Origin of the sequence: Streptomyces sp. WI03-4A, assembly GCF_033792105.1 — a bacterium.
Taxonomy (GTDB): Bacteria; Actinomycetota; Actinomycetes; order Streptomycetales; family Streptomycetaceae; genus Streptomyces; species Streptomyces collinus_A.
In genome coordinates, this window is sequence record NZ_JARAUO010000005.1 from 66,697 (window position 1) to 89,537 (window position 22,841).

General features: G+C 74.2%; 20 protein-coding genes. 14 read left to right on the plus strand and 6 right to left on the minus strand.

The window, feature by feature from the left end; translation table 11 throughout:
• Positions 1-15 precede the first annotated feature (15 nt).
• Entirely contained in the window at positions 16-1,080 is a 1,065-nt protein-coding gene (locus PV343_RS08040) for an ATP-dependent DNA ligase (RefSeq protein ID WP_319146094.1), read from the plus strand.
• A gap of 66 nt (positions 1,081-1,146) precedes the next feature.
• Here PV343_RS08040 and PV343_RS08045 read toward each other — a convergent pair whose 3' ends face one another.
• On the minus strand, positions 1,147-2,337 hold the full coding sequence (locus PV343_RS08045) for a zinc-dependent alcohol dehydrogenase (protein WP_319146095.1): 1,191 nt from the start codon (positions 2,335-2,337) through the stop codon (positions 1,147-1,149).
• A gap of 271 nt (positions 2,338-2,608) precedes the next feature.
• Here PV343_RS08045 and PV343_RS08050 point away from each other — a divergent pair, with 271 nt between their 5' ends.
• A complete protein-coding gene (locus tag PV343_RS08050; RefSeq protein WP_319146096.1) occupies positions 2,609-3,607 on the plus strand; it encodes a DUF3048 domain-containing protein in 999 nt (332 codons plus the stop codon).
• A gap of 34 nt (positions 3,608-3,641) precedes the next feature.
• Here PV343_RS08050 and PV343_RS08055 read toward each other — a convergent pair whose 3' ends face one another.
• A complete protein-coding gene (locus PV343_RS08055) occupies positions 3,642-4,112 on the minus strand; it encodes a MarR family winged helix-turn-helix transcriptional regulator (protein ID WP_319146097.1) in 471 nt (156 codons plus the stop codon).
• Between the two features lie 180 nt (positions 4,113-4,292).
• Between PV343_RS08055 and PV343_RS08060 the strand changes: the two genes are divergently transcribed.
• The 7 genes from PV343_RS08060 to pcaD are packed head-to-tail and all read left to right on the plus strand — an operon-like array spanning position 4,293 to position 9,689.
• Positions 4,293-5,048, plus strand: a complete 756-nt coding sequence (locus PV343_RS08060) for a CoA transferase subunit A (RefSeq protein WP_319146098.1) — start codon at positions 4,293-4,295, stop codon at positions 5,046-5,048.
• Positions 5,048-5,692 (plus strand): CoA transferase subunit B, encoded by a 645-nt coding sequence (locus PV343_RS08065; protein ID WP_319146099.1) that lies wholly within the window; start codon positions 5,048-5,050, stop codon positions 5,690-5,692. The genes PV343_RS08060 and PV343_RS08065 overlap by 1 nt, the downstream gene beginning before the upstream one ends.
• Positions 5,689-5,814: a hypothetical protein gene (locus PV343_RS08070; RefSeq protein WP_319146292.1), complete on the plus strand. Its 126-nt coding sequence runs from the start codon at positions 5,689-5,691 to the stop codon at positions 5,812-5,814. Before PV343_RS08065 ends, PV343_RS08070 begins: the two co-directional genes overlap by 4 nt.
• A 17-nt stretch (positions 5,815-5,831) precedes the next feature.
• Entirely contained in the window at positions 5,832-6,605 is a 774-nt protein-coding gene (pcaH, locus tag PV343_RS08075; protein ID WP_319146100.1) for a protocatechuate 3,4-dioxygenase subunit beta, read from the plus strand.
• A gap of 8 nt (positions 6,606-6,613) precedes the next feature.
• The gene (gene pcaG / locus PV343_RS08080) at positions 6,614-7,216 is read left to right on the plus strand and encodes a protocatechuate 3,4-dioxygenase subunit alpha (protein WP_319146101.1); all 603 of its coding nucleotides are present in this window, start codon (positions 6,614-6,616) and stop codon (positions 7,214-7,216) included.
• Complete coding sequence (gene pcaB, locus PV343_RS08085; protein ID WP_319146102.1) at positions 7,213-8,571, plus strand: 3-carboxy-cis,cis-muconate cycloisomerase; 1,359 nt, start codon at positions 7,213-7,215, stop codon at positions 8,569-8,571. The genes pcaG and pcaB overlap by 4 nt, the downstream gene beginning before the upstream one ends.
• Positions 8,568-9,689: a 3-oxoadipate enol-lactonase gene (pcaD, locus tag PV343_RS08090; RefSeq protein WP_319146103.1), complete on the plus strand. Its 1,122-nt coding sequence runs from the start codon at positions 8,568-8,570 to the stop codon at positions 9,687-9,689. Before pcaB ends, pcaD begins: the two co-directional genes overlap by 4 nt.
• A gap of 161 nt (positions 9,690-9,850) precedes the next feature.
• On the opposite strand, the gene PV343_RS08095 is transcribed toward pcaD, so the two are convergent.
• Complete coding sequence (locus PV343_RS08095) at positions 9,851-12,535, minus strand: ATP-binding protein (RefSeq protein ID WP_319146104.1); 2,685 nt, start codon at positions 12,533-12,535, stop codon at positions 9,851-9,853.
• Positions 12,536-12,856: 321 nt separating this feature from the next.
• Between PV343_RS08095 and PV343_RS08100 the strand changes: the two genes are divergently transcribed.
• The 3 genes from PV343_RS08100 to PV343_RS08110 all read left to right on the plus strand — a co-directional run bounded on the left by PV343_RS08100 (position 12,857) and on the right by PV343_RS08110 (position 16,729).
• On the plus strand, positions 12,857-14,341 hold the full coding sequence (locus tag PV343_RS08100) for an MFS transporter (RefSeq protein WP_319146105.1): 1,485 nt from the start codon (positions 12,857-12,859) through the stop codon (positions 14,339-14,341).
• Positions 14,332-15,549: an anhydro-N-acetylmuramic acid kinase gene (locus PV343_RS08105; protein WP_319146106.1), complete on the plus strand. Its 1,218-nt coding sequence runs from the start codon at positions 14,332-14,334 to the stop codon at positions 15,547-15,549. Before PV343_RS08100 ends, PV343_RS08105 begins: the two co-directional genes overlap by 10 nt.
• Positions 15,550-15,646: 97 nt before the next feature.
• Positions 15,647-16,729, plus strand: a complete 1,083-nt coding sequence (locus tag PV343_RS08110) for a DUF2510 domain-containing protein (RefSeq protein WP_319146107.1) — start codon at positions 15,647-15,649, stop codon at positions 16,727-16,729.
• 138 nt (positions 16,730-16,867) lie between these two features.
• Here PV343_RS08110 and PV343_RS08115 read toward each other — a convergent pair whose 3' ends face one another.
• A complete protein-coding gene (locus PV343_RS08115; RefSeq protein ID WP_319146108.1) occupies positions 16,868-17,482 on the minus strand; it encodes a TetR/AcrR family transcriptional regulator in 615 nt (204 codons plus the stop codon).
• 292 nt (positions 17,483-17,774) lie between these two features.
• On the opposite strand from PV343_RS08115, the gene PV343_RS08120 reads away from it, so the two are divergent.
• Together PV343_RS08120 and PV343_RS08125 are read left to right on the plus strand one after the other, a co-directional pair.
• Positions 17,775-18,578, plus strand: coding sequence for a phosphatase PAP2 family protein (locus tag PV343_RS08120; RefSeq protein ID WP_319146109.1), 804 nt, complete (start codon positions 17,775-17,777; stop codon positions 18,576-18,578).
• Positions 18,575-19,642: a hypothetical protein gene (locus PV343_RS08125; RefSeq protein WP_319146110.1), complete on the plus strand. Its 1,068-nt coding sequence runs from the start codon at positions 18,575-18,577 to the stop codon at positions 19,640-19,642. The genes PV343_RS08120 and PV343_RS08125 overlap by 4 nt, the downstream gene beginning before the upstream one ends.
• An 84-nt stretch (positions 19,643-19,726) precedes the next feature.
• On the opposite strand, the gene PV343_RS08130 is transcribed toward PV343_RS08125, so the two are convergent.
• Together PV343_RS08130 and PV343_RS08135 are read right to left on the minus strand one after the other, a co-directional pair.
• Positions 19,727-20,596: a phospholipid scramblase-related protein gene (locus PV343_RS08130; protein ID WP_319146111.1), complete on the minus strand. Its 870-nt coding sequence runs from the start codon at positions 20,594-20,596 to the stop codon at positions 19,727-19,729.
• Between the two features lie 66 nt (positions 20,597-20,662).
• Complete coding sequence (locus PV343_RS08135) at positions 20,663-22,711, minus strand: phosphocholine-specific phospholipase C (RefSeq protein ID WP_319146112.1); 2,049 nt, start codon at positions 22,709-22,711, stop codon at positions 20,663-20,665.
• Positions 22,712-22,841: the final 130 nt, after the last annotated feature.

Here is a 22,841-nt window from a genome sequence, read left to right on the forward strand (position 1 = left end):
CGCAGAATCGGAGCCATGGATCTGCCGGTGATGCCGCCCGTGAAGCCCATGCTCGCCAAGTCGGTGGCGAAGATCCCGCCCGGGATGCACTACGAGGCCAAGTGGGACGGGTTCCGGGCCGTGGTGTTCCGCGACGGCGACGAGGTGGAGCTGGGCAGCCGTACCGGCAAGCCGTTGACCAGGTACTTCCCCGAGCTGGTCGCGGCGCTGAAGGAGCGGGTGCCGGGGCGGTGCGTGCTGGACGGGGAGATCGTGATCGCCCGCGAGGGGCGGCTGGACTTCGACGCGCTGACCGAGCGGATCCATCCGGCGGCCTCCCGGGTGCGGACGCTGGCCGAGCGGACCCCGGCGTCGTTCGTCGCGTTCGACGTGCTGGCGCTTGACGACCGCTCACTGGTGGAGGCACCGCTCACCGAGCGGCGGGCCGTGCTGGAGCGGGAGTTGTCGGGGGCGGGCGCACCGGTGCACGTGGCACCGGCGACGACGGACGCGGAGCTGGCGCAGCGGTGGTTCGAGCAGTACGAGGGTGCCGGGCTCGACGGGGTGGTCGCCAAGCCGCTGACGTTGCGCTATCTGCAGGACGAGCGGGCCATGTTCAAGATCAAGCATGAGCGGACGGCGGACGTCGTGGTGGCGGGCTACCGGTTCCACAAGAGCGGTCCGGTGGTCGGTTCGCTGCTGCTCGGCCTGTACGACGGCCGGGGCGGCCTGCAGCACGTGGGGGTGTCCGCGGCGTTCCCGATGAAGCGGCGCGCGGAGCTGGTCGAGGAGCTGGAGCCGCTGCGGATGGAGGACGTGGGCGGGCACCCGTGGGCGGCCTGGGGGGAGGAGGCGGCCCATGAGACGGCCCGGCTGCCGGGGGCGCCGAGCCGCTGGTCGGGCAAGAAGGACCTGTCGTGGGTGCCGTTGCGGCCGGAGCGGGTCGCCGAGGTGGCCTACGACCACATGGAGAACGGCGCCCGCTTCCGGCACACGGCGCGCTTCCGCCGCTGGCGCCCGGACCGGACGGCGGAGAGCTGCACGTACGCCCAGCTGGAGGAGCCGGTGCGCTACGACCTCGGCGAGATCCTGGGCGCGTAGGCGGGTTCTCGCCGGGCGCCCGGGAGGTCCCGGGCGCTCGGCGGGACCGTACCGGCCCCCCGCGGCTCAGGGCTGCATGAGGATCTTGATCGCGCCCTCCTGCTTGCGCTGGAACATCTCGTACGCGTGCGGCGCCTCGGAGAGCGGCAGCCGGTGCGTGGCGAAGTCGTCGACGCCGAGCGGGTCCTCGTCGGTGAGGTAGGGCAGGATCTCGTCGCTCCACCGGCGCACGTTCGCCTGGCCCATGCGCAGCTGGATCTGCTTGTCGAAGAGGGTGAGCATGGGCAGCGGGTCGGCCATGCCGCCGTACACGCCGCTGAGCGAGATGGTGCCGCCGCGCCGTACCAGGTCGATGGCCATGTGCAGGGCGCCGAGCCGGTCGACGCTGAAGCGTTCGGCGAGGGGTCCGCTGATCTTGCGCGGCAGCATGGCGGAGGCCGTCTGGGCGAGTTTGGCGGCGTGGCTGCCGTGCGCCTCGGTGCCGACGGCGTCGATCACGGCGTCCGGGCCCCGGCCGTTGGTCTCGTCGTGGATCGCCCGGACCAGTTCCTTCTCGTCGTCGAAGGCCCTGAGGTCGTAGGTGCGCACTCCGCGCCGGTTCGCCCGGGCGAGCCGCTCGGGCACCAGGTCGACGCCGAACACCTGCTCGGCGCCCCGGGCCAGCGCGATGCGGCAGGCCATGTCCCCGATGGGCCCGAGGCCGAGGACGGCGAGGCTGCCGCCGGGCGGGACGGAGGCGTACACGACGGCCTGCCAGGCGGTGGGCAGGACGTCGGAGAGGTAGACGAAGCGGTCGTCGGCCGGGCCCTCGGGCACCTTGATCGGCCCGAACTGCGCCTGCGGGACGCGCAGGTACTCGGCCTGCGCGCCGGGCACCGCGCCGTACAGCCGGGTGTAGCCGAACAGCGGGGCGCCCATGCCCTCGCCGGTGACCTGGGTGGTCTCGCACTGGGTGGGCAGCCCGGTCAGACACATCCAGCAGTTCCCGCAGGCGATCTGGAACGGCACCACCACGCGGTCGCCCACCGCCAGGTCGGGGACGCCGGGTCCGACCTCCTCGACGATGCCCATGGGTTCGTGGCCGAGGATGTCACCCGGGGTCATGAACGGGGTGAGCACCTCGTACAGGTGCAGATCGGAGCCGCACAGCCCGCTGGACGTGATGCGGATGACGGCGTCGGTGGGCTCCTCGATGCGCGGGTCGGGCACGTCCTCCACCCGCACGTCCCGCCTGCCCTGCCAGGTGACTGCCTTCATGGGGTCGCGCTCCCTTGGTCACTGTGGCGCGCCGATTCGCCCAGACGCGCCCGGTTTGCGGTGGCGCCCGGGTACCCGTGCGCGCCGCGGTGAACCACCGCCCCGCCCCGACGGCCGCCCCACCCGGGACCTCGCCGGCCTCGCGGCGCAGCCCGTTCGGCCCACCGGGCGCGCGCGATCGGCGCCGAACGGGTAAGGCCGACGAGGTATGGCCTACGACGACCCGACGAGCACACAATCGACGGATACGAACGGGGTGACAACGGTGGGCATGGGACACGGGGCGCGTCCCCGAAGAATCGGCCCGGTGGCGGTGCTGGCCGCCGCCCTGGTGACGCTTTCCCCGGCGACGGGCTGCTCCCGGCACGGCCCGTCCGACGACGGCCGCGCGCCGCACCGCAGCGCGGCCCCCGCGCAGTCGCCGACGCCGTCGCCGTCCGGCTCGCGGGCGTCCGGCTCGCCGCTCGCGGTGAAGATCGACAACGTACCGGCGGCTCGCCCGCAGACGGGGCTGGAGGCGGCGGACGTCGTCTACGCGGAACAGGTGGAGGGCGGTCTGAGCCGGCTGATGGCGGTGTACGCCACCCGGCTGCCGCAGTCGGTCGGTCCCGTGCGCAGCGCCCGCGAGTCCGACCTCGAACTGTTGCGCCAGTTCGACGAACCGACGCTGGCCTTCTCGGGGGCCCAGCGCAAGCTGCTGCCGCTGATCCACCGGGCCCCGCTGCGGGCCGAGTCGCCCGACGAGGCGGGCGCCGCGTACTACCGGGGCACCGGCCGGGCCGCGCCGCACAACCTGTACCTGCGCCCCGACCGGCTCCTGCGCTCCGCTCCCGGCAGGGGTGCGCTGACCACGGGCTTCCGGTACGGTCCCGCGCCCTCCGGGGGCAGGCCCGCGTCGTCGCGGACCGTGCGCTACCCCGCGGCCCGGTTCACCTTCACCTGGTCGGCGCGGCAGGGCGGCTGGCAGGTCTCGATGGACGGCACGCCCACGGTCACCACCGGCGGGCGGCGGCCGGCGCCGCCGACGGTCGTCGTGCAGTACGTGAGGATCCGCTCGTCCCGCTATCACGACGTGCTCGGCAACCACACGCCGTACACCGAGACCGTCGGCTCCGGGAAGGCCGTGGTCCTGCGGGACGGGCGCTCCTTCGACGCCACCTGGTCCCGGCCGGGCGCGACGGACGGCACGACGTTCACGGCGGCGGACGGCGGCCCGATGGACTTCGCCGACGGCCAGGTGTGGGTGGTGTTCGCCGCGGCACCCTCCTGACACGGCACGCGCGCGGCCTCCTCGTGGCTCCCTCTCAGCCCTCCGGTAGGGCCGCCGCGGGCTCGGCGGGGTTGCGCAGGTCCTCCGCGGCGTCGGCGACCCGGCGGATCAGGTCGAAGAAGAGCGCCTGCTCGCCGGCGGAGAGCGGGGCGAGGAAGACCTGGTTCATCCGGGCGGTGCGCACGGTCAGCCTGCGGTGGGTGCGCTGCCCCTCGTCGGTGAGGCGGAGCAGGAAGCGGCGGCCGTCCTGCGGATCGCGCACCTTGTCCAGCAGCCCGCGCCGGCCGAGCCGGCTGACGACCTCGGCGATGGTCGACCGGTCCAGTCCCACCCGCTCCCCCACGGTCCGCTGGTCCAGGCCCGGCTCGGCGACGAGCGCGTTCAGCACGGCGAACTGGGGTGAGGTGATCTCCTCCGAGACCATGGTGTTCCACAGCAGGTAGTGGGCCTGCTGGAGCCGCCGGGCCAGGTGCCCGGGGTGGGTGGCGAGGTCCACGGCGGCCATGTGCGCTCCCCTGGTCGATTCATCGGTGCACTGAACGATACCCGTACCAAAAGCACGATGTCTGCGGCACCGAACCTGGATGACACCAGGCCTTGACGGTGCGCGAACTTCGATGGCAGCGTGAGCGGCACCTCACGAAATACTCAGTGCGCTGATTAATTGCGAGATGAGGTTTCACGGATGGACAAGGTGGTCGCCACGGCCGCGCAGGCGGTGGCCGATGTGCCGGACGGCGCGTCCCTCGCGGTCGGCGGCTTCGGGCTGAGCGGTGTGCCGAACGTGCTGATCCGGGCGCTGTACGAGCGCGGCACGAGCGGCCTGAGCGTGGTCTCCAACAACTGCGGGGCGATGGGGTCCGGGCTCGCGGTGCTGCTGGCCGCGGGCCGGATCGCCCGGGTGACCGGCTCCTACATCGGCGCCAACAAGGAGTTCGCCCGGCAGTACCTGGCCGGCGAGCTGGAGGTGGAGCTGATCCCGCAGGGCACGCTGGCCGAGCGGCTGCGCGCGGGCGGCGCCGGCATCCCCGCCTTCTACACCCCGGCGGGGGTGGGCACACAGGTCGCCGAGGGCGGGCTGCCGTGGCGGTACGACGGCTCCGGCGGGGTCGCGCTCGCCTCGCCGCCCAAGGAGGTGCGCGAGTTCGACGGCACGCGGTACGTGCTGGAGCGCGGCATCCGCACCGACTTCGCGCTGGTCCGCGCCGCCCGGGGCGACCGGCACGGCAACCTTGTCTTCAACAAGGCCACCCGGAACTTCAACCCCCTGGCCGCCATGGCCGGACACGTCACCGTCGCCGAGGTGGAGGAACTGGTCGAGCCCGGCGCGATCGACCCCGACGCGGTGCACCTGCCGGGCGTCTTCGTGCGGCGCGTGGTGGCGCTGACTCCCGAGCAGGCGGCGGACAAGAAGGTCGAGCGGCGGACGGTGAGGTCCTGATGGCCCGGACACGTGAGGAGATGGCCGCCCGCGCGGCCCGCGAACTCGAGGACGGCCAGTACGTCAACCTGGGCATCGGCCTGCCCACGCTGATCCCGAACCACCTGCCGCCGGGCGTCGAGGTGGTCCTGGAGTCGGAGAACGGCATCCTGGGCACCGGCCCGTACCCCCTCGACGACGAGGTCGACCCGGACCTGATCAACGCCGGCAAGGAGACCGTGACGGTCCTGCCGGGCGCCTCCTTCTTCGACTCGGCGCTGTCCTTCGCGATGATCCGCGGCGGGCACATCGACGTCGCCGTCCTCGGCGCGATGCAGGTGTCCGCGGGCGGCGACCTCGCCAACTGGGCGGTCCCCGGCAAGCTCGTCACGGGCATCGGCGGCGCCATGGACCTGGTGCACGGCGCCCGCACGGTCGTCGTCGTCATGACGCACACCGCCAAGGACGGCTCCCCGAAGATCCTTGAGCGGTGCACGCTGCCGCTCACCGGCAAGGCGTGCGTGAACCGGATCATCACGGATCTGGCCGTGCTGGACGTCACCGACCAAGGACTCCTGCTGGTGGAGACCGCGCCGGGCGTGACCGTGGAGGACGTCGTCGTCAGGACCGACGCCGAACTGACCGTCGGGAAGGACGTGCCGTGAACCCCGTGTACATCGTCGACGCCGTCCGCACCCCGTTCGCCCGCCGCGGCCCCGGCACCGGCGTGGCCACCCTCCGCGTCGGCGTGGGCCAGGGCCTCACCCTCGTCCTGGAACGCCCATGAACAGTCAGGAACCCCCCATGGCCCTCACCCAGCAGGACATCGACCGGGAGATCGCGGCCGCGCACGCGGCGTACGGGAAGCGGGTAGCCGACGGCGCGCCGGCCGAGCACCACCCGCGCCGCGACTACGCGCCCTACCGCTCCTCCGTGCTGCGCCACCCGAAGCGGCCCCCGGTCGCCATCGACACCGCCGAGGACCCCGAACTTCTCGAGCTGCACTCCCCCGCCTTCGGCGAGCGCGACCTCACCGAGACCGACAACGACCTCACCCGGCAGCACACCGGCGAACCGGTCGGCGAGCGGATCACCGTCTCCGGACGGCTCCTGGACCGCTCCGGACGCCCGGTCCGCGGCCAGCTCGTCGAGATCTGGCAGGCCAACTCGGCCGGCCGCTACGCCCACCGGCGCGAACAGCACGACGCCCCGCTGGACCCGAACTTCACCGGGGCGGGCCGCACCCTCACCGACGACGAGGGCCGCTACCGCTTCACCACCATCCAGCCCGGCCCCTACCCCTGGCGCAACCACGTCAACGCCTGGCGCCCGGCCCACATCCACTTCTCGGTCTTCGGTACGGCGTTCACCCAGCGGCTGGTGACGCAGATGTACTTTCCGAACGACCCGCTCTTCCCGTACGACCCGATCCTGCAGTCCGTGACCGACGACGCGGCCCGGCAGCGGCTGGTCGCCGCCTACGACCACCACCTGTCGGTGCCGGAGTTCTCCCTCGGCTACCACTGGGACATCGTGCTGGACGGCCCGGCCGCCACCTGGATCGAGGAAGGACGCTGACACCGGCCATGACGACCACCGACACGAACGGCACGCAGCACCTGCCGCCCACCCCCTCCCACACCGTCGGCCCCTTCCACGGGTACGCGCTGCCGTTCCGCGGCGGCGAGGACATCGCACCCCTGGGCCACCCGGACACGATCACCGTGCACGGCCACGTCCTCGACGGCGAGGGCCGGCCGCTCCCGGACGCCCTCGTCGAGCTGTGGGGGCCGCGCCCGGACGGCACCGTCGCGCGGGTGGACGGCTCCATGCGCCGGGACCCGGCGACCGGCGGCCACCTGGGCCGCAACGGCGTGGAGTTCACCGGCTGGGGGCGGATCCAGACGGACGCGGACGGCCACTGGTACGCGCGCACCCTGCGGCCGGGAGCGCGCGGGGGCGGTGCCCCGTACCTGAGCGTGTGCGTCTTCGCGCGCGGCCTACTCGTCCACCTGTTCACCCGCATCTACCTGCCGGGCGACGAGGCGGCCCTCGCCGCCGACCCGCTGCTCGCCCAGGTGGGCGACCGGCGCGACACGCTGATCGCCCACGAGGAGGGCGGCGGCACCCACCGTTTCGACATCCGCCTCCAGGGCGAGGCCGAGACGGTCTTCCTGGAGTACCGGTGACCGCCCCGTCCGCCGGGCACGCGGCACCCCCGGACGGCGACGGCGACGGCCTGCTCGGCCCCGGCTGGGCCGGTGCCCCGGCCGCGCACGCGACCGGCGACGCCGCCTTCCTCACGGCCCTGCTCGACGCCGAAGCCGCCCTGACCCGCGCCCAGGCCGCACTGGGCCTGGCCCCGGCCGGGGCGGCCGAGGCGGTGACCCGCGCGGCCGATCCGGCCCGTTTCGACGTCCGCTCCCTCGCGGGACGCGCCCGCGCCGGCGGCAACCCCGTCATCCCGCTCGTCGCCGACCTCACCGAGGCGGTGGGCGAACCGTACGGACCCCAGGTGCACCGGGGGGCGACCAGCCAGGACATCATGGACACGGCCGTCATGCTGGTCGCCTCGCGCACCCTGGACCCGGTCCTGGCCGACCTCGCCCGCACCGAACGCGCCCTGGCCCGCCTCGCCGCCGCCCACCGGGACACCCCGATGCCGGGGCGCACCCTCACCCAGCACGCGGTGCCGACGACGTTCGGACTCAAAGCCGCCGGATGGCGCGCCCTGGTCCTCGACGCGCGCGACCGGATCACCCGGGTGCGCCAGGCCCTGCCCGCCCAACTCGGCGGCGCCGCAGGCACCTTGGCGGCGTTCCGGGAGCACGGCGCCCCCGGCCCGGTCGCGCTGGTCGAGACGTACGCCCGGGAAGTCGGCCTGGCCGCACCGCCGTTGCCCTGGCACACCCTGCGGACGCCGGTCGCCGACCTGGCCGGCTGCCTCGCGTTCACGGCGGGTGCGCTGGGCAAGGTCGCCGAGGACGTGCTGACCCTGTCGCGCACCGAGATCGGCGAGGTCGCCGAGGGCAGCGCCGGCGGCTCGTCGGCCATGCCGCACAAGGCGAACCCGGTGCGCTCCACCCTCCTCGCGGCCGCCGCCCGGCGCGCTCCGCAGCTCGCGGCCGTCCTCTACGGCTGTCTCGCCGCCGGGGACGAACGGCCGGCCGGGGCCTGGCACGCCGAGTGGGAGCCGCTGCGCGACCTGCTCCGGCTGGTCGGCGGAGCGGCCCGCGACGCGGCCGAACTCGCCGAGGGGCTGCGGGTGGACCGGGCGGCCATGCGGCGCGATCTGGACCTCACCCGGGGACTGATCGTCTCCGAGCGCCTGTCCGCCGCCCTCGCTCCCCGCCTCGGCCGCGCCCGGGCCAGGGACCTCCTCACCGAACTCGCCCGCCGGGCCCACGACGAGGACCGGTCGCTGGGCGAACTCCTCGCCGAGCAGCCCGCGTTGCAGGACGTCGATCTGGCCGAGCTGACGGACCCCGCCCGCTGCACCGGATTCGCCGCTGCCCTCACCGACCGCGCCCTGGAGCGAACTTGACCGCGACACTCCTCAACCACCTGGAAGAGGGCCCGGCCTCCGCTCCTCCGCTGCTGCTCGGTCCCTCGCTCGGCACCTCCCTCGCGCTGTGGGACGGGGTCGCCCCCGAACTGTCCACGGGACACCGGGTGGTGCGCTGGGATCTGCCGGGGCACGGCGGGTCCGCCGCCGGGCTGATCGGGCCGGGCGCCACCGTCGGCGACCTCGCCGCGCACGTGCTGGCGCTCGCCGACGCGCTCGGCATCGAGCGGTTCGCCTACGCGGGCGTGTCCCTGGGCGGCGCCGTCGGCCTGCACCTGGCCGCGCACCGTCCCGAGCGGCTCACCTCGCTGGCCGTGGTGTGCGCCTCCGCCCACTTCGGCGGTGCGGCGCCCTGGCGGGAACGGGCCGCACGGGTGCGCCGGGAGGGCATGGAGTGGCTGCTGGAGAGCGCCGAGGCACGCTGGTTCACGCCCGGCTTCACCGTGCCGCGGCTGCTCCGCGACCACCGGGACGCCGACCCGGAGGCGTACGCCGCCTGCTGCGACGCGCTGGCCGCCTTCGACCTGCGGGACCGGCTCGCCGGCATCACCGTACCGACCCTGCTGATCGCGGGACGCCAGGACCCCGCGACGCCGCCCGCGCACCTGCGGGAGATCGCGGACGCGGTGCCGGGCGCGGCGCTCGTGGAGCTGCCCGGCGCCTCGCACCTGGCGCCCGCGCAGTGCCCGCGAGCCGTGCTCACCGCACTGCGCACCCAGCTGGACGGGCCGCCGGCGAGCGGGATGGCGGTGCGCCGGGAGGTGCTGGGCGACGCCCACGTGGACCGGGCGCAGACCCGGCAGACCCCGTTCACCGCGCGCTTCCAGGACTTCATCTCCCGCTACGCCTGGGGCGAGATCTGGACCGACCCGACGCTCTCGCGCCGCGAGCGGAGCATGATCACGCTGACCGCGCTGGTCGCCCACGGCCACTACGAGGAGCTCGCCCTGCACGTCAGAGCGGCGCGGCGCAACGGGCTGAGCCCGGAGGAGATCGGCGCGGTGCTGCTGCAGACCGCCGTGTACTGCGGGGTGCCCGCGGCCAACTCTGCGTTCGCGACGGCCCAGCGGGTGCTCGCCGAGGAGGACGAACGGTAGCCGTGCACGCCGTGGACCACGGCCGGTAGCCGTGGACGCCGGGCGGGCGGCCGCCGCGCACCATGTGCGACACAGGGCCTCGGGTGCGCGACGGTCCTCCGGGCCAGGGCCTGTTGTGACAGTGGCGTCGTCGCCCACAGGCGCCACTGTCGCAGCAGGCCCTAGTGCAGTCCCCGGCCCGTCTCCAGCACCTCCCGGGCCTGTGCCGCGAGTCCGTCGGCGCCGCACGAACGGGCCAGCGCCAGGCCGCGGTTGAGCTCGGTCGTCGAGCGTGTGACGATTCCGTACTCGACGCGGGCGGCCGCGTGCTCGTACTGGCAGGGCGAGGCCTCCAGGTAGGCGACGGCCTGGGCGGCCAGGCCGACCGCCCGCTGGCCGGTCTCCAGGGCGGCCGCGCAGCGCAGGGCCTCGCCGATGGCGGTGTCGGTGCCGAACCGCTCGGCCTGCCGGCGGGCGTCGGCGGCGAGCCGGGCCGCCCGGGCGGGGTCCTGGACGGCGAGGGCCTTGGCCAGGTCGACGGACCAGGGCGCGAGGACCGGGTTGTGGCCGCCGCGGGAGACGGCGGTCTTCTCGGCGGCCTCCAGTTCGTTGACGCCCTCCTCGGTCCGGCCGACCGCGATCAGCAGCCGCCCACGCACGGAGCGGATGTCGGGCAGCACGATGGTGGACGGGTAGGGCGGGGCGAAGCCGTACTGTTCGGCTATCGACCAGGCCTCGCTGGTCTGGCCGCGCGCCAGCAGGGTGTCGACGAGGCCGCAGGTCGCCGACCAGTACAGGGGCAGTCCGCGGCCGACCCGCTCGGCCAGGGCCAGTGCCTCGCGCAGGGTGGACTCGGCGTCCTTGAGCCGGCCCTGCCTGCGGTAGGCGAGGCCGAGGAAGGCGTTGGCCAGGGAGAGATGGCCGCCGCGCCAGCCGGCACCGGTGTAGGCGCGCAGGGCCTCGGCGAAGAGGCTCTCGGCGCGGTCGAGCCGGTCGGCGTAGGTGTAGGAGCTGCCGAGCATCATCAGCAGTTCGATGCCCCACTCGCCGTCGGTCCAGCCGAGGCCGGGCGCGAGCCGCCCGTTGACGAGGGCACGGTCGCACAGCTGGAGGATCTCCTCGGCGTTCTCGCCGTGGGTCATCGCGTCGAAGCCGCGCAGGATCAGCAGGGCGCGTTCGGAGTTGTCCCGGCCGGTGCAGGTGGCGGCGAGTTCGGCCAGGCGGCGGGAGCGTTCCGGGGAGACGGTCTCGCCGTGGATGCCCTCCCACATGAACTGCACGGCCTGCAGCCGCAGCTTGACCGGGCCCGCCGCGTGCCGGGCGGCCTCGGCCTCGACGGTGCGGACCGCCTCCTCCAGCTGGTCGTTGTGGATCAGCGCCTGGGAGAGCCGGACCACGGCGTCGACGCGTTCGTCGGCGCCGAGGCCGGACATGGCGAGCGCGTTCTGCAGGTGCTCGACGGTGACGGCGGGCGCGGTCAGCAGGGTGGCCCGGCCGAGTTCGTAGAGCACCCGGGCGTGCACCTCGGGCCGGGGCGGCTCGCGCAGGGCGCGCTCCAGGCAGCGGCGGGCCGCGTCCGGCGCGCCGACGGCGAGGTGTTCGCGGGCGGCCTCGCGCAGCTGCTCCACGAGTTCCTCGTCGTCGTCCGGGTGCACCTTCAGCAGGTGCCGGGACGCCTCGGCGGCGCCGCGCCCGCTCTCGGTGACGATCTGGGCGGCGATGCCGTGCATGGCGGTGCAGACGCCGGGCGGGATCGAGTCGTAGACGGCGGAGGCGATCAGCGGGTGGACGAACTCCAGGTCGCCGACGTCCGTCTCGCCGGCGACCGTGGGGCCGGGTTCGGTGAGGATACGGGCGGTGCACAGCAGTTCGGCGCAGCGCTCGGCGGTGGAGGCGGGCATGCTGGCGAGCCGGGCGACCATGTCGACGGAGATGCCGGTGCCGAGGATCGCGGCCGCCCAGGCGAACCGGGTGGCCTCGATGCCGAGGCCCTTGAGCCGGTCGACGAGCCCGCCGCCGCGCGCGGAGCGGTTCAGGGCGCGCAGTTCGGCTGCCCGGGCCTCGACCGGCTGGACCTCGCTGTCCTGCACCTTGGCGAGGAGTTCGACGGTGTCGTACGGGTTGCCGCCGGTGACGGCCCAGACCTCGCGGCAGAACGGGTCGTCGGCCTGCCGGCCGACGGTGGCGCGGGTGAGTCCGGCGGTGGCGTCCGGGGTGAGGGCGCTGAGGTTGTTGACGGGGCGGCCGGCCGCGGCGGCCACCGCCTCCAGGAGGCGGGCGCTCTCGCCGTTCACCTCGCCGGGGCGCCGGGCGACCACGACCAGCACGGGCAGGTCGTCGAGGCGTTCGGCGAACGCGGCGAGCCAGCGCAGGGTCTCCTGGTCGGCCCAGTGCGCGTCGTCGACGAGCAGGACCAGCGGCCATTCACGGCGGGCGAGCCGGCGCACGGCCGCGACCAGTCCGTCGCACACGTACTGCGGGTCGACGCTGCCCTCTCCCGGGTCCACTATGCCGAGGGCGGGTCCGGCGATGTCGTACCAGTCGCCGAGGTACTCGCGGGCCTCCTCCGGCAGCAGCGACATGAGCGCGGGCTGCAGCAACTGGCGTACGACGTTGAACGGGACGGACCTCAGGGTCTCGCCGCCGCGCGCGGACCACACGGCGCAGCCCCGGCGCTCGGCGATGCGGCGGGTCTCGGCCAGCAGCGCGGTCTTGCCGAGGCCGGCCTCGCCCCGGAAGACCAGCAGGTTCCCGGCGGACGTCCGGTCGGCGCACAGGCCGTCGAGCGCCGCGGTGACGGTGGCGATCTCGGCGTCCCGCTCCCACAGGGAAGCCGAGCCGGCCGCCGACGGCCGTCCCTCCGTCATCCCGTTACCTCCCCAGGTCGCCCGAATGACGTACAGACCCCGAGCCTAGCCGTCCGGTGGGATGTGTGGTGGCTGGTCGGGACAGGTGTTGCCCCGCCGGGTGAAAGAGGAAGCGGCAGGGCGACGCCCTCGCCGCCCGACCAGCCGGTATGCGACCGACGCACCGTCAACAAGGCTGGAGCCACGCCGATTTCCGAGCACGCGAGGTACGGGAAGCACACGGAGTACGGGGAGCACACGGAGTACGCGGAGTACGCCGAGGACCGGGGTGCGCGCGGCGATGCCGGCTCGCGTGCACCGGCACGCGCACGGGCGCGTGCCGTGCGCGCGGTGGCGGCGGGCTCGGTGGGCAATCTCGTCGAGTGGTACGAGTTCGGCGTCTACGGCTTCCTGGCCACCGTGCTGGCCGACCGGTTCTTCACCCCGGCGGGCGGCGGCGCGGCGGAGGCGCTGGTGCGGACGTACGCCGCCTTCGCGCTGGCGTTCTTCTTCCGGCCCCTCGGGGCGGCCCTGTTCGGCTCGCTCGGCGACCGGGCCGGGCGGCGGCCGGTGCTGATCTGTGTGATCACGCTGATGACGGCGTCGACCGCGCTGATCGGCATGCTGCCCACCTACGCCACGGCGGGTGCGGCGGCGCCCTGGCTGCTGACACTCCTGCGAGCGTTGCAGGGGCTGTCGGCGGGCGGCGAGTTCGGCGGCGCGGTCACGCTGATGACGGAGTCCGCGCCACCCGGGCGGCGCGGACTGTACGGCGCCTGGCAGTCGTTCACGGTCGCGCTGGGCCTGCTGGCCGGAGCGGGAGTCGCGACGGCGACGGTCACCTTGCTCACACCGGCCCAACTGAGCGACTGGGGCTGGCGATTGCCGTTCCTGCTGGCGCTGCCGCTGGGTCTGGTGGCGCTGTGGCTGCGAGTGGGACTCGACGAGACGCCCCGGGTCGGGGAGGGCGAGGCCGGCGGTCTGCGAGGCGGCGCGGGGGGCGCTGCGCGTGCCGGCCACGGCGTGACCGGCGGCCCGCCGGGCGGCGCCGGAGATGACACCCGGGTACGGGACGGCTTGACCGGCGGTCCGCCGGGTGACGCGGGGGCCGTCGCCTTGGTCGCGGACGGCCGGGACGGCGGCCCGCCAGGCAGCACGAGGGTCGTCGCGCGGCTGGTGCCGACGGCCGTCGGGCGGGTGCTGGGGTGGTCGGCGGCCGGATACACGTTCCTGGTCGTCCTCCCCTCGTACCTGCAGGTCACGCTGCACGCGGACGTCCGGCAGGCGCTGCTCGCGACCGTGCCGGCCAACCTCGGCTTCGCGGCGGCGATCCTCCCGGCGGGCCTGCTCAGCGACCGGGTCGGACGGCGGCCGGTGATGCTGACGGGGGCACTGCTGGTGACCGCTTCGGCGGTCCCGCTGCTCCGTCTCCTTCAGGACGACGGGACCTCCGCCGCGGCGAAGGGCGCAGCCACGGCCGCCGCGGGCGCGATGGTCGGGCTGATGGCGGGCCCCGGGCCCGCGCTGCTCGCCGAGATGTTCCCGGCGCGGGTGCGCTGGACCGGGCTGGGACTCGCCTACTCCCTGTCCAACGCGGTGTTCTCGGGGTGCGCCGGGCTGATCATCACCGAGGCCGTGCGGCGGACCGGGAACGCGGACGTGCCCGCCTACTACGCGGCGGCGGCCTGCGCGCTCAGCGCGCTGGTGCTGGCGTGGCGGCCGCGGAGGACACGAACCCGCGCCGGGGAGCCCGGTGAAGAGAGAAGCGGTCAAGAGGTCGCAACGGAAGAGGCAGTACGGAAAGGGAGGTCCGAGCGGTGCGGGTGATCGGGCTGATGTCGGGGACGTCGTACGACGCGGTCGACGCGGCGGCCGCGGATCTGCGGCTGGACGGGGACACGCTGGTGCTGCGGCCGCTGGGCATGGTGAGCGCGCCGTACGACGACGGGCTGCGCGAGGCGCTCGGGGTGGCGCTGCCGCCGGCCTCCGTCCCGCTCGCCGAGGTGTGCCGCCTCGACACCCGGATCGGGCAGGCGTTCGCCGCCGCCGCGCGTCGAGCGAACCGGGAACTGTGCGCGGGGAGTGCCGAGTTGGTGGCCTCGCACGGGCAGACCGTCTACCACTGGGCCGACGGCGGCCGGGTGCACGGCACGCTCCAGCTGGGGCAGCCCGCGTGGATCGCCGAGGCGACCGGGCTGCCGGTGGTGTCCGACTTCCGCGCCCGGGACGTCGCGGCCGGCGGCCAGGGCGCACCCCTGGTGAGCCTCGTGGACCTGCTGTGGCTGCGGGGCAGGCCGGGCACGCCGGTCGCGCTGAACATCGGCGGCATCGCCAATCTGACCGCCCCGGACGGCACCGCCTTCGACACCGGCCCGGGCTGTGCGCTGCTCGACGCGGCGGCCCGGGAGTACAGCGGCGGACGGCTGGCCTACGACGCGGGCGGGGAGCTGGCCGCGCGGGGCCGGCCGCACCGGCCGCTGCTCGACCGGCTGCTCGCCGAGCCGTACTACGCGCTGCGGCCGCCCAAGACGACCGGCAAGGAGCTGTTCCACCCCGGGTACCTGCGGGCGGCCGGGGTGGACGGCTTGCCGGCGCAGGACGTGCTGGCGACCCTCACGGTGCTCACGGCGCGGACGGTCGCGGACGCGGTGCGGTCGGCCGGTGCCACGGAGGTGGTCGCCTCCGGCGGCGGCACCCGCAACCCGGTGCTCATGTCCGAGCTGCGGCGGCTGCTGGCACCGACCGGGCTGCGCACCTCGGACGAACTGGGCCTGCCCGCCGCCGCGAAGGAGGCGTACGCCTTCGCGGTGCTCGGCTTCCTCACCGCCCACGGCCTGCCCGGCACCGACCCCCGGGCCACGGGCGCCCGCCGGCCGAGCGTGCTCGGCTCGGTGACCCCGGGCCGGGACGGCCTGCCCGCACCCCGGGGAACGGGCGCCGCACCGCGAAGGCTGGTGGTGACGACGGAGGCGGACCGAGCGGAGGGAGGAGAGGAGGAACGGGGCCGTCAGCGCCCCATGAGCAGAGACCGGTGACAGAAATCCGCGCCGGAATGCCCGTTAAGAGAGGTTCGCGACGGCCCGCTCCGCACCTTCTCATACCGCTTTCACCGACGCCTCATACGGTGGGGGCATGACGCAGGTGACTCCTCCCGGGTGGTACCCCGATCCCGGGCAGAAGAATGACGGTCCGCCCACCGAGCGCTGGTGGGACGGCAATGCCTGGACGGACCGGACCCGCCCCGCCGGGACGGCCGCCACGTGGGGTCCCCCGCCGCAGCCCACGGCCGCCGGCGCACCGCCGGCTCCCCCGGCGTACCCGGCCCAGCCGGGCCACCAGGTCCACGCGGGCCATCAGCAGGCCTACCAGGGCTACGGGGCGTATCCGGCCTATCCCCCGGCCGCGCCCCGGCGCGGTCTGCGCACCGGCATAGCCGTGGCGGCGGCGGTGGCGGTCCTGGCCTGCATCGGCGTCGGTGTGGCCGTCCTCTCCGGCGACGGCGGGCACGGTGACGGCGACCGCGCGGGCTCCTCCCAGCAGGGGTCCGGCGGCCGGAACGGCGGCCCGGGCGGACCCGACGGCGGCTCGGGCGGCCCCGGTGGTTCCGACGGCTCGGGCGGTTCGGACGGGTCCGGCGGGCCGGGCGGGTCGCCGTCGCCCGGGCAGTCCGCCGCGCCCAAGATCAAGGGGGGCGGCACGGTGCCCGATCCGGCGAACGGGATCAGCCTGCCCGTGCCGGACGGCTGGACCGGTCAGGCGATGCGCGCCGGCGCGCAGGTGTCCTCCGACGACTCCTACAAGTGCCCGGGCAACAGCGCCCAGACGTGCACCGCGGGCGGCGCCTACAGCGCGCCCGCCGTCGTGCTCGGCACGAAGGGCGACACGGCCGAGGCGGTGGCCGAGGCGGACATCGCGGCCAACGCCAAGGAGTCCTACGGCGGCAGCAGCTACGGCGGCATCACCTCGCACGAGGTGCTGGCCTCGAAGGCGGTTACGGTGGCCGGCCAGAAGGGCTACCTGGTGCGCTGGAAGGCGGTCACCAGCAAGGGCGCCGACGGTTACGTCGAGTCGGTCGCCTTCCCCTCGCCCAACGACGCCAGGCAGCTCGTCGTGATCCGCTTCGGCCTGGACGTCGGCCAGAAGGTGTCCGTCCTCGACGACATCCTGAAGGGCGTCAAGGTCTCGTCGGGCGGCGGCGACGGCCAGAACGTCTGAGACGAGTGCCGGCCGGGCGGGGCTCCTCTCCGCTCAAGTGGAGCCCCACCCGGCCGGGGGGTGTGCGCCGCCCCCGTCCCCACGGTGCGGCGCGGTCAGGTCACCGTTCAGTCATCCCGTGAACGGCGGCCTGGGTCTTCAGGTCAGGCCCAGTGCGGGCAGCACGGTGGCCTCCACGAACCGGACGAGGTAGTCGGCGTCGGCGTAGTGGCCGGTCAGGACCGGCCGCACCCGCAGGACGCCGAACATCATGGCGGGGATGTGCTCCAGCGCGGGATGCCCGGCGGCCACCTCGCCGCGCTCCACGCCCCGCTCCAGGATCGCCTGCAGCGCGGCGATCTCGGGCAGCACCAGCGCCTCGCGCAGCGCCTGCGCCAGTTCCTGGTCGGCCGTCACCGCGTGCCCCAGCGCCTGCATGAGCCGGGCGTCCTTCTTGGACCAGTCGCCCGCGGCCCGCGCGGCCTGCCGCAGGTCCTCGGCGAGTGAGCCGGTGTCGATGCCGGCGAAGCGCACCTTGCGGTTGGCGCGCAGCGCGGCCGCGACGAACTGGGGCTTGGTCCTCCACTGCCGGTAGAGCGTGGACTTGCTGCACCGGGTGGTCGCGGCGACGCCCTCCATGGTCACGGAGTCGTAGCCGCACTCGCGGATCTGCTCCAGCACGGCGTCGAAGAACTCCCGCTCACGCTCAGGCGTGATCTTGGAGCGGCGCGAAGCGGCGACCGTCTCGGGTCCGTCCGCTGCCTGCGACGTCATGCGCTGACTCTCCTCACTCGTGCCCGGCCCACGGAAGAAAGATCCGTCGAAGGTCGGCCCGGAACGCTGTCTCCAGTGTGTCGCAATCCAATCGATACGCAAGTGTACCGGTACTCCAGCGTATCGGTACACTGGCGTATCGGTACACTGTCGTATCGGTACGCGGACGTATCGATGACTTGGGCCCCCCGGGACCCGGACACCGCCCCGCGAACCACCGACCAGCACCACCACGCATCACCGCTCCACCACGCACCACCACCCGCACGACCGTCAGCGAAGGGGCCGGGGGATGAACGCCCGAACCGAGCCTGCAGAACCGGAGCCGGACGCGCCGACGACAGCGCGCCCGCCGCTCCTCCGTGAGTTCCTGCTCGTCGCGGGGCTGTTCCTCGTCTACAAACTCGGGCGGCGGCTGGCCGTCGGCCACACCGCGGACGCCTTCCGGGACGCCCACCGCGTGTGGGGCCTGGAACGGGCCGCGCACCTGCCCGACGAGACCGCCGTGCAGTCCGCACTGCTGCACGGCGACACCCTCGTCCACCTGGCGAACACCTACTACGCGGCCGTGCACTTCCCGGCCACCCTGGCCTTCCTGGTCTGGATGTACCTGCGGCGGCCCGCGCACTACGTGTGGGCCCGCCGGGTGCTGGCCGCGGTGACCGCCGCCGCGCTGGTGCTGCCGTTCACCTTCCCGCTGGCCCCGCCGCGGATGGTCACCGGCACCGGCCTGGTGGACACCGGCCGGCTCTACGGCCCCTCCGTCTACGGCCCGCCGGCCGGCGACCACCTCTCCAACCAGTTCGCGGCGATGCCCTCACTGCACTTCGGCTGGGCCCTGATGGTGGCGATCGGCCTGATCGCCGCCACCCGTTCGCGCCTGCGGTGGCTGTGGCTGCTGCACCCGCTCGTCACCCTGCTGGTGATCGTCGGCACGGCGAACCACTACTGGCTGGACGCCATCGCGGCGACCGTCCTGCTCGGCGTCGCGCTCGCGGTGGTCCACCCGCCGGCCCGCGCGTCGGGCACGGCGGCCGGACACGGCTCCGGACGGCTCGCGCCGCGGGAAGCCGTCCTGGCGGGAGCGGCCCGGTGAGCGCCGCCGCCCTGGTCGCCGTCGGCCTGTCCCTGGTCTCGGCCGTCGCCTACGCCCTCGCCGCCGTCGCCCAGGAGCGCCTGGCCTCCCGGGCCGCCGGGACGGGCCTGCTGCGGCTGCTCGGCACCGGCGCCTGGTGGTCGGCGGTCGGCCTGAACGCGGCCGCCGCGCTGCTGCACGTCGTCGCCCTCGAGTACGGACCGCTCACCGTCGTCCAGCCGCTGGGCGCGCTCACCCTGGTCGCGGCCGTGCCGCTCGGGGCGCGGGCGGCGGGCCGCCGGGTCAGCGGGCCGGAGTGGCGCGGCACGGCGCTCACCCTGCTGGGGCTCGCGGCGCTGCTGGTGACCGCGTCCGGGCCGGCGCCCGAGCGGACGCTGAGCCTGACCGAGGCGCTGGCGGTCGCCGGTACGACCGCGGCGCTGATCGGGGTGCTGTCGCGGCCCGGTGCCCGCCCGGGGCTGCGGCACGCGACCGCCTCCGGCTTCGCCTCGGGAGTCGCCTCCGCGCTCACCCAGACGGTGACGGTGGCGGCCACGGACCGCACGGGCACGATGCCCGGCGTCGAGGTGGCCCTGGTCGCCCTGCTCGTCGCCGGGTTCGCCACCGGCGGGCTGCTGCTGTCGCAGACCGCCTACCGCGGCGGCCTCGGGGCCCCGCTGGCGGTGGTCACGCTGACCAACCCGGTGGCCGCGGCGGTGATCGGACTCTCGCTGCTCGGACAGGGCCTGCGGGGCGGGACCGGCGGCATCCTGCTGGCCCTGGCCGGCGCGTGCCTGGCCGCCTGGGGCGTGGTCCTGCTCACCCGCACCGCCCCGCGACCGGCGCGCGACGGCCGGGCCCAGGGCGGCACCCCGGCCGTGTCCGCGGGGAACGGCGTCCTCGCCGCGACCGCATCCGACGACGCCCACCCGGTGGCCGCGCGGGACGGCGTCCTCGCCGCGGCGGTACCCGACGACGCCCATCCGGTGGCCGCCGTGCTGGCGCTGGAGCCGCGCACGGCCACCGCCGAACCGGCGCTGACACCGCGGCAGCCGGAGCAGCCCGGGCACCTCACCTCGCGCTGACCCCGGACACGGCGACGGCGGCCGGCACGCGCACGTGCGCGTGCCGGCCGCCGTCGCCGTCGTGCCGTCCGGGTGCCGGGCCGGTCAGCCCCAGCCGCGGGAGTCCTGCTTGAGCGCGGTGTCGACGGTCAGGGCCGTCGCCACCACCAGGCTCAGCAGCGGCTCGGGCAGCTGGTAGTGGATCTGCAGGACGTAGTTGTCCGCCGTGGTGAACAGCGTCTTGGCAAGACCTTCCCAGGTCTTGGTGATCCGGGCGACCTCGTTGTCCGCGTGGTCCACGATCGCGAAGTTCCAGGCCCGCCAGTTCTCCGCCTTGATCGCGCCGACCTGCCGGCCGTCCGCGTTCATCGCGAAGTTGATCTTCCCGATCATGTTCTGCTGGACGATCTCACCGACCGGCGAGCCGTCCGGCCGGGTCACGATGACCCGGGACTTGAAGAACTTGGCGGGCCGGGTCAGCACGAGCTGCGGCTGCCCGTGGGCGTCGCGGATCTCCAGCCTGTGGGTCATGAACTGGTCGAGGCTGGAGACGAAGCGCAGGATCTTCTTCAGCGCGCTCTGGCCGACCTCGGTCACCGCGCCGAGCTCGCGGCCGTTCTGGTCCATGACCTTGTACTCGTTGGTCAGCTCGATGAGCTTGGCCTTCTGGTTCACGACCAGGACCGGCTCGGTGAAGAGGGTGCCGCCACCGGCCCCGCCGGCCGCGACGCCCGCCTGCCGCTGCACCTGGCGCTGCACCCTGGGGTCGGCGCCCTGCTGCTGCGGGATGTGGGCGGCGGCCTGCTGGGGTGCGGCCTGCTGGGGTGCGGCCTGCTGCTGCGGCACCTGCCCGGCGCCCTGCTGCGCCGGGTTGGTGTGCTCCGTCCACTGGGCGCCGTCCCAGTAGCGGAGCGTCTGGGCCGCCCCGTGCGGATCCGGGTACCAGCCTGCAGGAGTGTTCGATTGCGTGGTCACCGGGGCACACTACCTTGATGTGACCCGTACCTGACCAGTCCGTACGGAGCGGTGTTCATCGCCCGTTCACCCCGTGACGATGGCCGGGTCGCTGACTCCGGGGAGCCCGTTCTCCACGTGGCCGGCGAAGCCGCGCAGGAAGGCCGGGTCGGCGTCCGTGGTGACGGTCAGGTCGTACCAGCGCTTGCTGGCCGCGAGGCCGAAGGTCTGCCTGACGGTGGCCCCGGACCGCACGGTGACTGTGACCGGGCTGCCGCCGTAGCCGCTCGCGACCTTCAACGTCACCGTTCCGGAGCCCTTGTTGGTGAACGTGAGCTCCAGGCCCTCACCGGCGTGCCGGGCGGTGACCTCGGGTCCCCTGACCTTGTTGCGGCCCTTGAAGACGCGCAGGAAGCCGTTGGGGCCGTGCACGGTGAGGTCGTAGGAGCCGCCGGAGTAGGCCGAGTTCCAGGTGTCGGAGAGGGTTTTGCCGGCCTCGGTGGTGTAGGCCCAGGGGCCGTCGGTGCGGTTGTTCGAGGTGATGAGGAAGGCCGCGCCCGCCTGCGGCCCCGAGGCGAAGGTGAGCGTGAACTTCCCGGCCGCGGTGTCCGCCGAGCCGTCGACGGCCGGGGCGTACCGCAGCGGGCGGGTGGGCCGGCTGCCGCGCTCCTGCTTGGGCAGCGAGGGGTTGGCGGGCGGGGTGGGCACGTAGTCCGGGTGGCGGTCGCGGTCCGGCGGCCGGTAGCCGGACGTGGACGGCAGCGTGACCGGTGCGGTGTCCTTGCGGGAGAAGTCGAACGCCGTCGTCAGGTCGCCGCAGACCGCCCGGCGCCAGGGCGAGATGTTCGGCTCCTGGACGCCGAAGCGGCGCTCGACGAAGCGGATGATCGAGGTGTGGTCCAGGGTCTCGGAGCAGACGTAACCGCCCTTGCTCCAGGGGGACACGACGAGCATCGGCACCCGCTGGCCGAGCCCGTAGGGGCCCGCGGGGTGGCTCGCGCTTCCCTTGAACAGGTCGAGGGAGGGGTCCACGGTGGACTTGCCCTGGGCGGCGGAGGCCGGCGGGAAGGGCGGGATCACGTGGTCGAAGAACCCGTCGTTCTCGTCGTAGGTGACGAACAGCGCGGTCTTCGCCCACACCTCGGGGTTCGAGGTGAGCGCGTCCAGCACCTGCGAGATGTACCAGGCGCCGTAGTTGGCGGGCCAGTTGGGGTGCTCGGTGAAGGCCTCGGGGGCGGCGATCCAGGAGACCTGGGGCAGCGTGCCGCCCTGCACGTCGGCCCTGAGCCGGTCGAAGAAGCCCTCGCCCTTGCGCGCGTCGGTGCCGGTGCGGGCCTTGTCGTACAGCGGGTCGCCGGGCTTGGCGTTGCGGTACTGGTCGAAGTACAGCAGGGAGTTGTCGCCGTAGTTGCCGCGGTAGGCGTCGCTGATCCAGCCCCAGCCGCCGTTCGCGTCGAGGCCGTCGCCGACGTCCTGGTAGATCTTCCAGGAGACCCCGGCCCGCTCCAGCCGCTCGGGGTACGTCGTCCAGCTGTAGCCCGCCTCGTCGTTGCCGAGGACCGGGCCGCCGCCCTTGCCGTCGTTTCCGGTGTAGCCCGTCCACATGTAGTAGCGGTTGGGGTCGGTGGAGCCGATGAAGGAGCAGTGGTAGGCGTCGCACACGGTGAAGGCGTCGGCGAGCGCGTAGTGGAACGGTATGTCCTGCCGGGTCAGGTAGGCCATCGTCGTGGCGGACTTGGCCGGCACCCACTTGTCGTACTTGCCGCCGTTGAACGCGGCGTGCCCGTCGTTCCAGCCGTGCGGCAGGTCCTGGATGAAGGCCAGGCCCAGGTCGTCGGCGTCCGGGTGGAAGGGCAGGATGTCCTTCGTGCCGTCGGACTGCTTCCAGACGGACCTGCCGTTCTGCGTCACCGGCCGCGGGTCGCCGAAGCCGCGCACGCCCCGCATCGAACCGAAGTAGTGGTCGAACGAGCGGTTCTCCTGCATCAGGACGACGATGTGCTCGACGTCCTCGACCGAACCCGTGCGGTGGTGCGCGGGCAGGGCGGCCGCGCGCTCGATGCTGCTGGACAGCGCGGTGAACGCCGACGTGGCGCCCGCGAGCTGGAGAAAGCGCCGCCGGTTGACTTCGGGCATGGGTGTGGGTCCTCTCGTCCTGCGTTCCTGACGTACGCGGTGCCGCCGGATGACGGGAACTGCGCGCAGCGAGTGTTCCAAGAGCAGCAAACGTCAGGGAAGGGTGCGATGGCGCCCATGTGAAAGTCGC

Coding starts and splice junctions, on each gene's coding strand:
- PV343_RS08095 (WP_319146104.1), bottom strand. CDS start 12,535: ATGACGGAGGGACGGCCGTCGGCGGCCGGCTCGGCTTCCCTGTGGGAG.
- pcaG (WP_319146101.1), top strand. CDS start 6,614: ATGACGACCACCGACACGAACGGCACGCAGCACCTGCCGCCCACCCCC.
- PV343_RS08110 (WP_319146107.1), top strand. CDS start 15,647: ATGACGCAGGTGACTCCTCCCGGGTGGTACCCCGATCCCGGGCAGAAG.
- PV343_RS08040 (WP_319146094.1), top strand. CDS start 16: ATGGATCTGCCGGTGATGCCGCCCGTGAAGCCCATGCTCGCCAAGTCG.
- PV343_RS08055 (WP_319146097.1), bottom strand. CDS start 4,112: ATGGCCGCCGTGGACCTCGCCACCCACCCCGGGCACCTGGCCCGGCGG.
- PV343_RS08135 (WP_319146112.1), bottom strand. CDS start 22,711: ATGCCCGAAGTCAACCGGCGGCGCTTTCTCCAGCTCGCGGGCGCCACG.
- PV343_RS08065 (WP_319146099.1), top strand. CDS start 5,048: ATGGCCCGGACACGTGAGGAGATGGCCGCCCGCGCGGCCCGCGAACTC.
- PV343_RS08115 (WP_319146108.1), bottom strand. CDS start 17,482: ATGACGTCGCAGGCAGCGGACGGACCCGAGACGGTCGCCGCTTCGCGC.
- PV343_RS08050 (WP_319146096.1), top strand. CDS start 2,609: ATGGGACACGGGGCGCGTCCCCGAAGAATCGGCCCGGTGGCGGTGCTG.
- PV343_RS08120 (WP_319146109.1), top strand. CDS start 17,775: ATGAACGCCCGAACCGAGCCTGCAGAACCGGAGCCGGACGCGCCGACG.
- PV343_RS08060 (WP_319146098.1), top strand. CDS start 4,293: ATGGACAAGGTGGTCGCCACGGCCGCGCAGGCGGTGGCCGATGTGCCG.
- pcaH (WP_319146100.1), top strand. CDS start 5,832: ATGGCCCTCACCCAGCAGGACATCGACCGGGAGATCGCGGCCGCGCAC.
- PV343_RS08045 (WP_319146095.1), bottom strand. CDS start 2,337: ATGAAGGCAGTCACCTGGCAGGGCAGGCGGGACGTGCGGGTGGAGGAC.